Origin of the sequence: Variovorax sp. AB1(2024) (assembly GCF_037482385.2) — a bacterium.
GTDB lineage: Bacteria > Pseudomonadota > Gammaproteobacteria > Burkholderiales > Burkholderiaceae_C > Variovorax.
In genome coordinates, this window is sequence record NZ_JBBHKP020000001.1 from 1,261,031 (window position 1) to 1,273,954 (window position 12,924).

Consider the following 12,924-nt stretch of genomic DNA (forward strand, 5'->3'; position numbering starts at 1 on the left):
CCCGTCACGCGAAAGCACAGTCCCCATGCCCACCACGAACATCGACCACTTCATCGGCGGCCAGCCTGCCGCCAACACTTCCGGCCGCACGCAGGACGTGACCAACCCCGCCACCGGCGCCGTCACCGGCAAGGTCGGCCTGGCCGATGCAGCGCAGGTTTCCGCCGCCGTGGCCGCCGCGCAGGCCGCCTTCCCGGCCTGGGCCGACACCCCTCCGATCCGCCGCGCGCGCGTCATGTTCAAGTTCCTGCAGCTGCTCAACGAGCACAAGGACGAGCTGGCCCGCATGATCACCGCCGAGCACGGCAAGGTCTTCACCGACGCGCAGGGCGAAGTCAGCCGCGGCATCGACATCGTCGAGTTCGCCTGCGGCATTCCGCAGCTGCTCAAGGGCGACTTCACCGACCAGGTGAGCACCGGCATCGACAACTGGACGCTGCGCCAGCCCCTGGGCGTGGTCGCCGGCATCACGCCCTTCAACTTCCCGGTGATGGTGCCGATGTGGATGTTCCCGGTGGCCATCGCCGCGGGCAACACCTTCGTGCTCAAGCCCAGCCCGACCGACCCGACGCCTTCGCTGCGCATGGCCGAGCTGCTGAAGGAAGCCGGCCTGCCCGACGGCGTGTTCAACGTGGTGCAGGGCGACAAGGCCGCGGTCGACGCGCTGCTGGAGCACCCCGACGTCAAGGCCATCAGCTTCGTCGGCTCCACGCCCATCGCCAACTACATCTACGAGACCGGCGCCCGCCACGGCAAGCGCGTGCAGGCCCTGGGCGGCGCGAAGAACCACATGGTGGTGCTGCCCGACGCCGACATCGACCAGACCGTCGACGCGCTGATCGGCGCGGGCTACGGCTCGGCCGGCGAGCGCTGCATGGCCATCAGCGTGGCGGTGCTGGTGGGCGACGTGGCCGACAAGATCATCCCCAAGCTCATCGAGCGCACCAAGACGCTGCAGGTGCTCAACGGCACCAACCTCGCGGCCGAGATGGGCCCGATCGTCACGCGCGCCGCGCATGAACGCATCACCGGCTACATCGACCTGGGCGAGAAGGAAGGCGCGAAGCTGCTGGTGGACGGCCGCCAGTTCGACGGCAACAAGGCGGGCGAAGGATGCGGCGACGGTTTCTGGATGGGCGGCACGCTGTTCGACCACGTCACGCCCGAGATGCGCATCTACAAGGAAGAAATCTTCGGCCCGGTGCTCAGCTGCGTGCGCGTGGCCAACTTCAAGGACGCGGTCGACCTGGTCAACGCGCACGAGTTCGGCAACGGCGTGAGCTGCTTCACCCGCGACGGCAACGTGGCGCGCGAATTCAGCCGCCGCATCCAGGTCGGCATGGTCGGCATCAACGTGCCGATCCCGGTTCCCATGGCCTGGCACGGCTTCGGCGGCTGGAAGCGCTCGCTGTTCGGCGACATGCATGCCTACGGCGAAGAGGGCGTGCGTTTCTACACCAAGCAGAAGTCGGTCATGCAGCGCTGGCCGGAGAGCATCGGCAAGGGTGCCGAGTTCGTCATGCCCACGGCCAAGTAGCATGCGGTGCGGCGCGAGGGGCGCCGCCATCCCGGCCAGCAATTTCGTCGAACAAAAAAGAGAGACAAGTCAAACGCCATGAGCGAGACCCAATTCGACTACATCATCATCGGGGCCGGCACCGCCGGCTCGCTCATGGCCAATCGGCTCAGCGCCGACAAGAGCAAGCGCGTGCTGCTCATCGAGGCCGGCCGCAAGGACGACTACCACTGGATCCACATTCCGGTCGGCTACCTGTATTGCATCGGCAATCCGCGCACCGACTGGCTCTACAGCACCGAGCCCGACGCCGGCCTCAACGGCCGCGTGCTGCGCTATCCGCGCGGCAAGACGCTCGGCGGCAGCTCCAGCATCAACGGCATGATCTACATGCGCGGCCAGTCGCGCGACTACGAGCAGTGGGCGCAGCTCACGGGCGATGAGTCGTGGCGCTGGCAGAACGTGCTGCCGGCGTTCAAGAAACACGAAGACTTCTACCTCGGCGCCGACGAGATGCACGGCGCCGGCGGCGAATGGCGCGTCGAGAAGCAGCGGCTGCGCTGGGACATCCTCGACGCCTTCGCCGAAGCCGCGGCCCAGGCCGACGTGCCGCACACCACCGACTTCAACCGTGGCAGCAACGAGGGCGTGGGCTACTTCCAGGTCAACCAGAAGAACGGCTGGCGCTGGAACACCGCCAAGGCCTTCCTGCGTCCGACCTGCTATGGCAGGCCCAACTTCGAGCTGTGGACCGGCGCGCAGGTGTCGCGCCTGCTGTTCGAGACGCTGCCCGACGGCACGCGCCGCTGCACGGGCGCCGAGGTGTGGAACGGCAGCGAGACGGTCACCGCGCAAGCCACGCGCGAGGTGATCCTGAGCGCGGGCGCCATCGGCTCGCCGCAGATCCTGCAGCTCTCGGGCATCGGCCCGGCCGCGCTGCTGCGCCAGCACGGCATCGACGTGGTGGTCGACGCGCCCGGCGTCGGCGCCAACCTGCAGGACCACCTGCAGATCCGCGCGGTCTACAAGATCAGCGGCGCGCCCACGCTCAATGTGCTGGCCTCGTCGATGGTCGGCAAGGCGAAGATCGGGCTCGAGTACATGCTCAGGCGCAGCGGCCCGATGAGCATGGCGCCCTCGCAGCTCGGCGCCTTCACGCGCAGCTCGCCGGAGCACGAGTGGCCGAACCTGCAGTACCACGTGCAGCCGCTGTCGCTCGATGCCTTCGGCGATCCGCTGCACAGCTTTCCGGCGTTCACCGCCAGCGTGTGCAACCTCAACCCCACCAGCCGTGGCGCGGTGCGCATCAAGAGCGGGCGCTTCCAGGACGCGCCGGCCATCGCCCCCAACTACCTGAGCACCGACGAAGACCGCAAGGTGGCGGCCGACTCGCTGCGGGTGACGCGCCGCATCGCGTCGCAGCCCGCGCTCGCCAAGTACAAGCCCGAGGAATGGAAGCCCGGCGTGCAGTACCAGACCGACGAAGACCTGGCCCGCCTGGCCGGCGACATCGCCACCACCATCTTCCATCCGGTCGGCACCACCAAGATGGGCGCCGACGGCGACCCGATGGCGGTGCTCGACTCGAAGCTGCGCGTGCGCGGCGTGCGGGGCCTGCGCGTGGTGGATGCGGGCGCGATGCCCACCATCACCAGCGGCAACACCAACAGCCCTACGCTGATGATGGCGGAGAAGGCCGCCGGCTGGATTTGCGGCGAGGCGCAGGACTAGCCCCGGCCGCCTCGATGTTGTCGAGGCGCGCCTTCGCGCCCTCGATCATCAGGTCCACGCCGATGTCGAACATCGCATCCGGGCCCGCCTCGCGGTAGCTCGCGAAGGCTTCGGCCAGCAGCGGGCGCGAGGCCGCGGAGGCATCGAGCGCCTGCTGGCGCGCCTCGGCGTCGGGCGGCGCCGCCTGTTCCTCCAGCACGCAGCCCACCGTGTAGCGGCCCAGCGCGATCAGCAGCGTCATGGCCTGCGTTGCCGGCACGCCGCGGTCGACCACGGCCGCCAGCTGGGCCTCCACCATTTCCAGGTCGCCCGGATCGGGCTCGGTGCCCGCGTGCAGCCGCGCGCCGTCGCGCCGCGCCAGCAGCGCGCGCCGGAAGCTGCGCGCGTTCTCGCGCAGGAAGGTTTCCCACGATTCGTCGTGCAGCGGCAGCTGCCGCTTGTGGGCGCGGCGCAGCAGTTCGCTGTTCATCGCATCGAGCAGCGCCCGCTTGTTCCTGAAATGCCAGTACAGCGCCGGCTGCTGCACGCCCAGCCGCTCGGCCAGCAGCCGGGTGCTGAGCTTGTCCATTCCGACCTCGTCGAGCAGCCCCAGGGCGGTCTCGAGGATCACTTCGCGGTCCAGTTTCATTCAGATGTGCATGCCGATGTCGATTCGGGAGGGTACTTCACGGCCCGGAATTTATCGCTGATAATTCCTTATCAATGATAAATTCCACCACGCTCCCAACGCCTTCCGCCGCGAAGGGCCGCCATGCGCATGTCGTGATCCTGGCGATCGTCACGCTCGACGCCATCGGCATCAGCCTGGTCATGCCGATCGTGCCGGGCCTGCTGCGCGAGGTCGGCCACACCGGCGATCTCGGCTGGCGCTTCGGCGCATTTCTCTCGCTCTACGCGCTGATGCAGTTCCTCTGCGCACCCGTGCTCGGCGCGCTCAGCGACCGCTTCGGCCGCCGGCCGGTGCTGCTCATCTCGGTGGCGGGCGCCGCCATCGACGCGCTCTTCATGGCCTTCGCGCCCTCGCTGTGGATGCTGTTCGTGGGCCGCGCCATCGCGGGCATGACGGGCGCGAGCACCGCCGTGGCCTCAGCCGCCATCGCCGACCTCACGCCCGAGAACCAGCGCGCGCGCTGGTTCGGCCGCATGGGCGCCTGCTTCGGACTGGGCTTCATCGCCGGGCCCGCCATCGGCGGCGTGCTCGGCGACCACGGCGTGCGGCTGCCGTTCATCGCGGCTGCGGTGCTCAACGGCGTGACCTTCCTCGTCGGCCTGCTGGTGCTGCGCGAGTCGCGCCCGCCGGCGCTCGCCACAAAACCGTTCGACCGCGGCGTGCTGCATCCGCTCGCGCCGCTGCGCTGGGCCAACAGCTTTCCGGCGCTGCTGCCCCTTCTCGGCGTGTTCCTGCTGCTGGTGCTTGTGGGCGAGGTCGCCGGCACGACCTGGGTGATCTACGGCCAGGACCGCTACGCCTGGAACGGCACCATGGTCGGCCTCTCGCTCGCGGTGTTCGGCCTGCTGCATGCGCTGGTGCAGGGCTTCGTCGCGGGGCCGGTGGTCGAGCGCTGGGGCGAGCGCGCGGCCATCGCCATCGGCACCATCGCCGACGGCACAGGCTATGCGCTGATCGCCTTCGCCACGCAGGGCTGGATGGCGATCGCGATGCTGCCGCTCCTGTGCATGGGCGGCGTCTGCGCGCCAGCGCTGCAGGCGACGCTCTCGGCGCGCGTGGGCGAGGCGCAGCAGGGGCGGCTGCAGGGCGTGCTCGCGAGCATCACCAGCCTGGCGGCGGTGTTCGGCCCGCTGCTCATCAGCCCGCTCTACTTCGCGTTCCGCACGCGTTTCCCCGGCATCGTGTGGCTGGCGGGCGCGTCGCTCTATCTGCTGTGCCTGCCGGTGCTGCTGCGCAGGACTGGCAGAACCGGCGCGCAGGGCTGACGGATCACTTCTCTATCGTCTTGTTCCAGCGCGCGTTCCACGCGGGGCGATTGGCGTTGATGCTTTCCCAGTCGATGGTCACGGCCGTCTTCATCCACTTGTTGATGTCCGCCACCTGCGCGGCGCCTTCACCCTCGGCGGGGGTCTTGGGGTTGGTCGGGATCTGCGCGCCGTACTGCAGCACGTTGGCCTGCGCCACCGGGCTCAGCAGGAACTCGGCGAGCTTCTGCGACAGTTCGGGCTCGCTGTTGTTGGCGATCACGCACTGGCCCACCATCAGCACCACCGCGCCTTCCTTGGGCGGCGCGTACTCCACCGGAATGCCCTTGGTCTTGAGCGCCGCGACGGCCGTGGGCGTCAGCGGGAAGATGGCCGCCTCGCCGGTCTGAACCATCTCCGACAGCTTGGCCGAGCTCGGGATGTACTCCAGTACGTTCGGCCCGACGGTGGTGGGCCAGGCCTTGAAGCCCGGCTCCACGTTCTTGTCGTTGCCGCCCTGGATGCGGTTGAACATCAGAAAGCCGTGCAGTCCGAAGGACGACGACGACATCGACTGGAACACCACCTTGCCCTTGTACTTGGGGTCGGCCAGGTCCATCCACGAAGTGGGCGGCGCCCAGCCCTTCTCCTTGAACATCTTGGCGTTGTAGGCCAGGCCGGTCATGCCCAGGCTCACGCCGCTGGCCATGTCGTCCTTGAAGCGCGCCGCGGGATAGATCTCGCTGAGCGACTGGCTGGGCTTCTGCTTCTGGCACAGGCCCATGCCGATGGCGCGCACCATGATGCCGTCGTCCAGGAACATCACGTGCATCTGCGGCTTGTCCTTGTTGGCCTGCGCCTTCGCGAGGATGTCGGACGAGGTGCCGGGCACCACCACCACCTTGGCGCCGTAGGCTTTCTCGAAGGCCGGGAACACGTACTGCGTGTACGCCTTCTCCATGGTGCCCCCGTTCATGCCGATGTAGAGGGTCTTGGTCTGCGCGCCGGCGGTGCCGGCGGCCGCGAGCAGGGCGGCCAGGATGAGGGCGGGGCTCGGGGACTTGGCGGTGCGTGACATGGTGATGCTCTCCAATCAGGTTCAGGTGGGGACAAGTGAAGAAACGGGTTGTTCGTCGAAGCGCTCGATGGCGAAGGCGTCGATGGGCGTGTCGCTGCGTCCGTCGCGCGCCAGCTCGGCCAGCACCTCGCCGGCGGCCGGGCCGATCTGGAAGCCCGCGCCCGCGAAGCCGAAGCCGTGGAACAGGCCGGGCGTGGTGCGGCTGGGCCCCAGCACCGGTTCGCGGTCGGGCAGGTAGCCCTCGGTGCCGCCCCAGGTGCGGATGATGTGCGCATGGCGCAGCGCGGGCAGCAGTTCCACCGCCTGCATCGCGAGCGTGGCGATGCCGTCGCGCTCGGCGCGTGCGCGGTCGGCATCGAGCGTGATGCCGGTGCCGCCGCCGAGCACGAGGTTGCCGCGCTCCACCTGCCGGCAGTAGATGCCGCCGCCCTCCACGCCGAGGCTCCACGCCATGAAGCGCGGCAACGGCTCGGTCACCGCCATCAGCGGGCTGCGGGAGCGCATCGGCGGCGTCTCGCCGAACTGGCTGGCGATGGCGCCAGCCCAGGCGCCCGCGCAGTTGAGCAGCACCGGCGCGCGCACTTCGAGCTCGTTGCCCGAGCGCACCGTGAACAGCGCGCCGTCGTGCGCCACCTCGTCGACCTGGTGGCGCTCGAAGACCTGCGCGCCCGCGCGTCGCGCAGCGAGCGCGAAGGCCGGCGACACCAGCCGCGGGTTGGCCTGCCCGTCCTCGATGCACAGCGAGCCGCCCACGGCGCGTGTGCCGAGCCAGGGGCATTCGGCGCGCAGCCGCGCGGCGGAGATCAGTTCCAGGCCCAGGTCGAAGTCGCTGCTGAGTGCGCGGTAGCGCTCCAGCGACGCCATGTCGGCCTCGCTGCGCGCGATCTTGAAATGGCCCGAACGCACGTATTCGCCGTCGGTGCCCAGCAGTTCGGGCAGCCGGCCCCAGATGCGGTGCGCGCGCTGCGCCAGCGGAAGCTGGCTCAGCGGCCGGCCCTGGCGCCGCACGCCGCCGAAGTTCACGCCGCTGGAGCGCGAACCGCAGAAGTCGCGCTCCAGCAGCACCACGTCGACGCCCATGCGCCGCAACGCCAGCGCGGCGGAAGAACCGACGATGCCGCCGCCGACGATGGCGACCTCGGTCTGCAGTTTCCTGATGCCGCTCATGCGCCGGCCCCTTCCGCGGGCACGAGCCGGATCGGGATCGGCTTGATCGGCGCCTGGCCGCGCAGCCGTCCGACCTGCTGCAGCGGCTGCTGCGTGGCATGCGCGAGGATCTCGGCCGCGGCCACGCCGCACATGCGGCCCTGGCAGCGGCCCATGCCGACGCGCGACAGGGCCTTCAGGCGGTTCATCTCGCTGGCGCCGGCATCGGCGATCGTCCGGCGCAGGCTGCCGGCCGTGACGTTCTCGCAGCGGCAGACCACGAGCTCGTCGGGCGCATGCGCGGCCCAGTCATCGGGCACGGGGAAGGCGCGCTCCAGGCCGTGGCGAAAGCCGGTGATCCGGTCGAGCCTGCGTTCGAGTTCGGCGGCGCGCGCGGTGTCGACCGCCACGCCGTTGTCCGAAAGCAGCGCCAGCGCCGCGCGTTCGCCGGCCCACTCGGCCGCGTCCGCGCCCATGATGCCGGCGCCGTCGCCGGCCAGGTACACGCCCTCGACGCTCGCGCGGCCCGCCGCGTCGCGCACCGGCAGGTGTGCCCGGTGCAGCGGCGCGTAGTCGAAGCGGCAGCCGAGCAGGTCGGCCAGTTGAGTTTCGGAGCGCAGCGCGTAGCCGAAGCCGACGGCATCGCAGGCCAGCGTGCGCTCTTCGTTGCCGTCCTGCCAGGCCACGCCGGTGACGCGGCCCTGCGCCTCGTCGCCCAGCACGCGCAGCGGCCGCACGCCGCCGTGCAGCGCAATGCCGTGCGCGCGCAGCCAGCCGACGTAGTACACGCCCTTGGCGAACACCGCCGGCTGCGACAGCATCGCGGGCGTGGCGGCGAGCTGGTCGGCCAGGCGCGCGGTGTCCAGCACCGCCGCCACCTGCACGCCGGCCTTCGCATACTGGTACGCCACCAGGTACAGCAGCGGCCCGGTGCCCATGAACACCACGCGCCGGCCGATGGCGCAGCCCTGGAACTTGAGCGCGACCTGCGCGCCGCCCAGCGTGTACACGCCCGGCAGCGTCCAGCCCGGCACCGGCAGCACGCGGTCGGTGGCGCCCGTCGCCACGATCAGATGGCTGTAGGGCACACGGCTCGTGCCGCGCGTCGGGTTGTGCAGCACGTCGAGCTGGTGGTCCTGCGCGTTCCACACCAGGCTGTCGGGGCGGTGGTCGATGCGGCCCCGCAGTGCGTCGAAGGCCTGGTGCAGCGCGTCGGCACGCTTCGACTCGAAGCCGTAGAGCGTTCTGGCGGTTCGCTGCGCGAGGCCCGCGGGCGGGCGGCGGTAGATCTGCCCGCCGGCGCGCGGCGCCTCGTCGATCACCACCGGCCGCAGGCCGTGCGCCACCAGCGTCTGCGCCGCGCGCACGCCGGCCGGGCCGGCGCCGACGATCGCGGGTCGGAGTTCGCCTGTTGTCGTCGTCATGCGCCGTTCTTTCCGGTGACGAGCGCCATGCCGGGCGCGATGAAGGTCGAGCAGGCGCGCAGCCGCTCGCCTTCGCCGGTGGAGATCCAGCAGTCCTGGCAGGCGCCCATCATGCAGAAGCCCGCGCGCGGCAGCCCGCTGAATTCGTTGCGGCGCAGCTGGGCGCTTTGGGTGAGCACGGCGGTCAGCACGGTGTCGCCGGCCAGCGCGCTGGCGGGATCGCCGTCGAGCGTGAAGTGCACGGCCTCGCGGCCGGTGGTTTCGGCCACGCGGTGAAGCAGGGCGGTTGGAGTCGTCGTCATCTATCTGCGCCCCACCAGCACGCGGTCCAGGCCGTAGATCCGGTCCAGCAGCACCATCGCGAAAGCCGTCACCGCCACCATCAGCGCTGACACCGCCGCCATCAGCGGATCGATCGACTCGGTGGCATACATGTACATGCGCACCGGCAGCGTCACCGTGCTTGGCGCGGTGACGAAGATCGACATCGTCACTTCGTCGAAGCTGTTGATGAAGGCCAGCATCCAGCCGCCGGTGACGCCTGGCAGGATCATCGGCAGCGTGATGCGGCGGAACACCGTGGCCTGGCTCGCGCCCAGCGACAGCGCGGCCTGCTCTGCGCTGCGGTCGAAGCCCACCAGCGCCGCCACCACCAGCCGCAGCGTGTAGGGCGTGACGATGAGCGCATGCGCCATCACCAGCCAGCCGAAGCTGCCGGTGCCGCCGACCAGCGCGAACAGCCGCAGCAGCGCCACGCCCAGCACCAGGTGCGGCACGATCAGCGGCGACAGGAACAGGCCGTTGAGGAAATCGCGCCCCGGAAACTCGTAGCGCGTGATCGCCATGCCCGCCGGCACCGCGAGCAGCGTCGCGATGGTGGCCGAGCCGAGTGCCAGCCACAGGCTGTTCCAGAACGACTGCATGAAGTCGGGGTGCGCGAACACCGCCTCGAACCAGCGCAGCGAGAAGCGCGTGGTCGGGATGGTCAGCGTGTTCTCGGGCGTGAACGCCACGATGCACACCACTACCAGCGGCGCGAGCATGAAGACGATGACGAGCGCGTTGAACGCGAGGGCGATGGGGCCGTTTTTGTTCATCGCTTCAGCCCAGCGCTTTCTTGTAGCGGCCTTCTACGAGGCGGTTGTAGCTGAGCATCACCACCAGGTTAGCCACCAGCAACACGAGTGCCACGGCAGCACCCAGCGGCCAGTTGAGCTCGCTCAGGTATTCGTCGTACACGATGGTCGCGACCATCTTCAGCCGCCGCCCGCCCAGCAGCCCCGGAATGGCGAACGAGCTCGCGGCCAGGCCGAACACGATCAGGCTGCCGGAAAGAATGCCGGGCATCACCTGCGGCAGCACGATGCGCCGCAGCGTGGTGAAGGGCGTGGCGTTGAGCGACAGCGCCGCGTTCTCCACGCCTGGGTCCAGCTTCTGCAGCGATGTCCACACCGGGATCACCATGAAGGGCAGCATCACGTGCACCAGCGCGATGATCACGGCCGCGTTGGTGTAGAGGATCTTCACCGGCCCGATGCCGACGAGGCCCAGCAGCCCGTTCACCGCGCCCTCGGGGCCCAGCAGCATGCTCCAGCCGAAGGCCCGCACTACCACCGACACCAGCAGCGGCGCCAGCACCACCAGCAGCAGCACCGAGCGCCACGGGTTGCGCATGCGGCTGAGCACATAGGCCTCGGGCGCGCCGACCACCACGCAGATCACCGTGACCAGCGCCGAGACCCAGAAGGTGCGCCAGAAGATGCCGAGGTAGTACGAATCGGAGAACACCAGCGCGTAGTGCGCGAGCGTGAACTCGCCCGACTTGGGGCCGGTGGCCGGGTCGTACACGTTGAACGACAGCACGGCAGTGAGCGCGAGCGGCACCAGCAGCAGCGCGGTGAACAGCAGCAGCGCCGGGCCGGAGAGCCACCACGGGGTGGCCTTGCTCTTCGAGGCGCTCATGCTGCGACAGCCCTTTCTTCGGCCGGCAGCAGCCGCATGCAGTGCGCCGGCCAGTCGATGCCGGTGCGGGCGCCTTCGTCCAGCGCGTTGCGCCCGTCGTTGGGGCTCAGCACCGTGAGGTCGCCGACCGGCGTGGCGATGCGGTAGAGCCACTGGCTGCCGAGGAAGAAGCGCTCCTGCACCTCGCCGTCGAGGCGGCCTTGGCCCGGCGGCACCAGCTGCAGCTTCTCGGGCCGCACGCTCAGCAGCGCGGCGGCGTCCATGCCGAAGCCGGTGTCGTCCACGTCGAGCGAGAGCGCGCCGACCTCCACGCAGGTGCGCGTGGCGCTGCTGCTCGACACGCGGCAGTCGAGCAGGTTGGCCTTGCCCACGAAGGTGGAGATGAAGCGCGTGCTCGGATGCTCGTACACCCGCTGCGGATGGTCGATCTGCGTGGCGCGGCCGCCTTCCATCACCACCACGCGGTCGCTGATGGACATGGCCTCGCTCTGGTCGTGCGTGACCATCACCGTGGTGGTGCCGACCTTGCGCTGGATCTGGCGCAGCTCGAACTGCATTTCCTCGCGCAGCTTGGCGTCGAGGTTGGACAGCGGCTCGTCGAGCAGCAGCACCGGCGGCTCGATGACGAGCGCGCGCGCCAGCGCCACGCGCTGCCGCTGGCCGCCCGACAACTCGCGCGGATAGCGCCCGGCGTGCGCCTGCAGGTGCACCAGCGCCAGCGCCTGCTTCACCCGCTCGGCGCGCTCGGCCTTGGGCATCTTGCGCATCTCCAGGCCGAAGCTCACGTTGTCGGCCACCGTCATGTGCGGGAACAGGGCGTAGGTCTGGAACACGATGCCCAGGCCGCGCGTGTTGGCCTTGGCGTGCGTGATGTCCTTGCCCGCGAGCTCGATGCGGCCGCTGCTCACGGCCTCGAAGCCCGCAATCATCTGCAGCGTGGTGGTCTTGCCGCAGCCCGAAGGGCCGAGCAGCGAGACGAACTCGCCCTTTTCCACCGCCAGGTTCATGGCCGACACCGCGCGGGTGGCGCCATAGAACTTGGTCACGTCGGTGAGCCTGAGGAATGACATGGATCGGGCCTTTCTGCGGTGGCTAAAAGATGGCTGCGGGCAGCTTGTTCCAGCTTGGTGCACGCCATGGACAGCTTGCGTCTTTCAGTTCACTCTATTGCAACGATTGCGCCAGATCGCCTCGGGTATTCCATTAATCAGAATCTTTCTTCAATTTATTCCGTTCAATGGAATATCATGCGGACAAGGCATCATTGAAATTCCAAAGGAGGAAGGTATGGAAACCCCATCGGCTGCCAGCGGCGGCGTGCCGCGCGTCTTCTCGGTGATCCGCGCGCTCGGCGCGGTGCAGGCCGAAGGCGGGCGCGTGACCCAGATCGCACGTTCCGTGGGCCTCACCCAGGCCACCACGCACCGTTTGCTGCAGTCACTCATGGCCGAGGGCATGGTCGAGCAGGACGAGCGCAGCAAGCTCTACCGGCTCAGCATCGATTTCTTCGCGCTGGCCGCGAGCGCGGGCAACCCCGGCGACCTGCGCTCCATCTGCCGGCCGGTGCTGCTGCGGCTGTGCGCGAGCCTGGGCGACAGCATCTTCCTGCTGGCGCGCAGCGGCTTCGACGCGGTGTGCCTGGACCGCAGCGAAGGCCCGTTTCCCATCCGCTCCTTCACCGGCGACATCGGCGGGCGCATCGCGCTGGGCGTGGGGCAGGGCGCGCTGGCGATCCTCGCGTTCCTGCCGGAGGCCGAGCGCGAGGAGGTGATCCGCTTCAACCTGTCGCGGGTGCGCGAGTACGGCGTGTACGACGAGGTCTACCTGCGCACCGAGATCGAGCGCGTGCGGCAGCAGGGCTATGCGGGTCGCAACACCGGGCTTCTGGAAGGCATGGCCGGCGTGGCGGTGCCCATCCTCGACCGCGAAGGCCGCGCGGTGGCCGCGCTGAGCGTGGGCACCATCGCCGACCGGCTCAATGCCGACCGCATGCCGACGGTGGTCGAGCTGCTCAAGCGCGAGGCCGCCGCGATCGGGCCGAAGATCAACCCGTTCGACGCGACGCTGAGGCGGCCGGCGCAGAGCCTGGCGAGTTCGCCGGCGGGGCAGAAGATCGAGCTGCCGGAAGCACCCGGGCCGGGCAAGGCCTGAGC

12 protein-coding genes are annotated in these 12,924 nt (G+C 69.5%); 4 read left to right on the plus strand and 8 right to left on the minus strand.

Annotated elements, in window-relative coordinates; all coding sequences use genetic code 11:
• Positions 1 to 25: 25 nt before the first annotated feature.
• Positions 26 to 1,537: a CoA-acylating methylmalonate-semialdehyde dehydrogenase gene (locus tag WIX39_RS06075; protein ID WP_081266971.1), complete on the plus strand. Its 1,512-nt coding sequence runs from the start codon at positions 26 to 28 to the stop codon at positions 1,535 to 1,537.
• A gap of 78 nt (positions 1,538 to 1,615) precedes the next feature.
• The gene (locus WIX39_RS06080) at positions 1,616 to 3,247 is read left to right on the plus strand and encodes a GMC family oxidoreductase (protein WP_106936055.1); all 1,632 of its coding nucleotides are present in this window, start codon (positions 1,616 to 1,618) and stop codon (positions 3,245 to 3,247) included.
• Here WIX39_RS06080 and tetR read toward each other — a convergent pair.
• The gene (tetR, locus tag WIX39_RS06085) at positions 3,189 to 3,875 is read right to left on the minus strand and encodes a tetracycline resistance transcriptional repressor TetR (RefSeq protein ID WP_409194673.1); all 687 of its coding nucleotides are present in this window, start codon (positions 3,873 to 3,875) and stop codon (positions 3,189 to 3,191) included. The two genes, WIX39_RS06080 and tetR, sit on opposite strands and share 59 nt — an antisense overlap.
• Positions 3,876 to 3,949: 74 nt before the next feature.
• Between tetR and tet the strand changes: the two genes are divergently transcribed.
• Positions 3,950 to 5,182 (plus strand): Tet(A)/Tet(B)/Tet(C) family tetracycline efflux MFS transporter, encoded by a 1,233-nt coding sequence (gene tet, locus WIX39_RS06090; RefSeq protein ID WP_106936053.1) that lies wholly within the window; start codon positions 3,950 to 3,952, stop codon positions 5,180 to 5,182.
• Between the two features lie 4 nt (positions 5,183 to 5,186).
• Here the strand turns inward: tet and WIX39_RS06095 are convergent, their stop codons facing one another.
• From WIX39_RS06095 to WIX39_RS06125, 7 genes are read right to left on the minus strand one after another with little or no spacing between them, the layout of a single operon-like run.
• Positions 5,187 to 6,239 carry an ABC transporter substrate-binding protein gene (locus WIX39_RS06095; RefSeq protein ID WP_106937599.1) on the minus strand — a complete coding sequence of 351 codons (1,053 nt, stop codon included), beginning with the start codon at positions 6,237 to 6,239 and terminating at the stop codon, positions 5,187 to 5,189.
• Positions 6,240 to 6,260: 21 nt separating this feature from the next.
• Positions 6,261 to 7,406 carry an NAD(P)/FAD-dependent oxidoreductase gene (locus tag WIX39_RS06100; protein ID WP_106936052.1) on the minus strand — a complete coding sequence of 382 codons (1,146 nt, stop codon included), beginning with the start codon at positions 7,404 to 7,406 and terminating at the stop codon, positions 6,261 to 6,263.
• Entirely contained in the window at positions 7,403 to 8,809 is a 1,407-nt protein-coding gene (locus WIX39_RS06105; RefSeq protein WP_409194674.1) for an FAD-dependent oxidoreductase, read from the minus strand. The genes WIX39_RS06100 and WIX39_RS06105 overlap by 4 nt, the downstream gene beginning before the upstream one ends.
• On the minus strand, positions 8,806 to 9,111 hold the full coding sequence (locus WIX39_RS06110) for a (2Fe-2S)-binding protein (RefSeq protein WP_106936050.1): 306 nt from the start codon (positions 9,109 to 9,111) through the stop codon (positions 8,806 to 8,808). Before WIX39_RS06110 ends, WIX39_RS06105 begins: the two co-directional genes overlap by 4 nt.
• Positions 9,112 to 9,906 (minus strand): ABC transporter permease, encoded by a 795-nt coding sequence (locus tag WIX39_RS06115; RefSeq protein ID WP_106936049.1) that lies wholly within the window; start codon positions 9,904 to 9,906, stop codon positions 9,112 to 9,114.
• A 4-nt stretch (positions 9,907 to 9,910) separates the two neighbouring features.
• Positions 9,911 to 10,771 (minus strand): ABC transporter permease, encoded by an 861-nt coding sequence (locus WIX39_RS06120; RefSeq protein WP_081266964.1) that lies wholly within the window; start codon positions 10,769 to 10,771, stop codon positions 9,911 to 9,913.
• Entirely contained in the window at positions 10,768 to 11,841 is a 1,074-nt protein-coding gene (locus tag WIX39_RS06125; RefSeq protein WP_106936048.1) for an ABC transporter ATP-binding protein, read from the minus strand. Before WIX39_RS06125 ends, WIX39_RS06120 begins: the two co-directional genes overlap by 4 nt.
• A gap of 217 nt (positions 11,842 to 12,058) precedes the next feature.
• On the opposite strand from WIX39_RS06125, the gene WIX39_RS06130 reads away from it, so the two are divergent.
• Positions 12,059 to 12,922: an IclR family transcriptional regulator gene (locus tag WIX39_RS06130; protein WP_081266962.1), complete on the plus strand. Its 864-nt coding sequence runs from the start codon at positions 12,059 to 12,061 to the stop codon at positions 12,920 to 12,922.
• Positions 12,923 to 12,924 lie beyond the last annotated feature (2 nt).

What these genes read in the sequence shown, in the direction of transcription:
- WIX39_RS06125 (WP_106936048.1), bottom strand. Translation starts at nt 11,841, where the DNA reads ATGTCATTCCTCAGGCTCACCGACGTGACCAAGTTCTATGGCGCCACC.
- WIX39_RS06130 (WP_081266962.1), top strand. Translation starts at nt 12,059, where the DNA reads ATGGAAACCCCATCGGCTGCCAGCGGCGGCGTGCCGCGCGTCTTCTCG.
- WIX39_RS06080 (WP_106936055.1), top strand. Translation starts at nt 1,616, where the DNA reads ATGAGCGAGACCCAATTCGACTACATCATCATCGGGGCCGGCACCGCC.
- WIX39_RS06100 (WP_106936052.1), bottom strand. Translation starts at nt 7,406, where the DNA reads ATGAGCGGCATCAGGAAACTGCAGACCGAGGTCGCCATCGTCGGCGGC.
- tet (WP_106936053.1), top strand. Translation starts at nt 3,950, where the DNA reads ATGATAAATTCCACCACGCTCCCAACGCCTTCCGCCGCGAAGGGCCGC.
- WIX39_RS06110 (WP_106936050.1), bottom strand. Translation starts at nt 9,111, where the DNA reads ATGACGACGACTCCAACCGCCCTGCTTCACCGCGTGGCCGAAACCACC.
- WIX39_RS06105 (WP_409194674.1), bottom strand. Translation starts at nt 8,809, where the DNA reads ATGACGACGACAACAGGCGAACTCCGACCCGCGATCGTCGGCGCCGGC.
- WIX39_RS06095 (WP_106937599.1), bottom strand. Translation starts at nt 6,239, where the DNA reads ATGTCACGCACCGCCAAGTCCCCGAGCCCCGCCCTCATCCTGGCCGCC.
- WIX39_RS06120 (WP_081266964.1), bottom strand. Translation starts at nt 10,771, where the DNA reads ATGAGCGCCTCGAAGAGCAAGGCCACCCCGTGGTGGCTCTCCGGCCCG.
- WIX39_RS06115 (WP_106936049.1), bottom strand. Translation starts at nt 9,906, where the DNA reads ATGAACAAAAACGGCCCCATCGCCCTCGCGTTCAACGCGCTCGTCATC.
- tetR (WP_409194673.1), bottom strand. Translation starts at nt 3,875, where the DNA reads ATGAAACTGGACCGCGAAGTGATCCTCGAGACCGCCCTGGGGCTGCTC.
- WIX39_RS06075 (WP_081266971.1), top strand. Translation starts at nt 26, where the DNA reads ATGCCCACCACGAACATCGACCACTTCATCGGCGGCCAGCCTGCCGCC.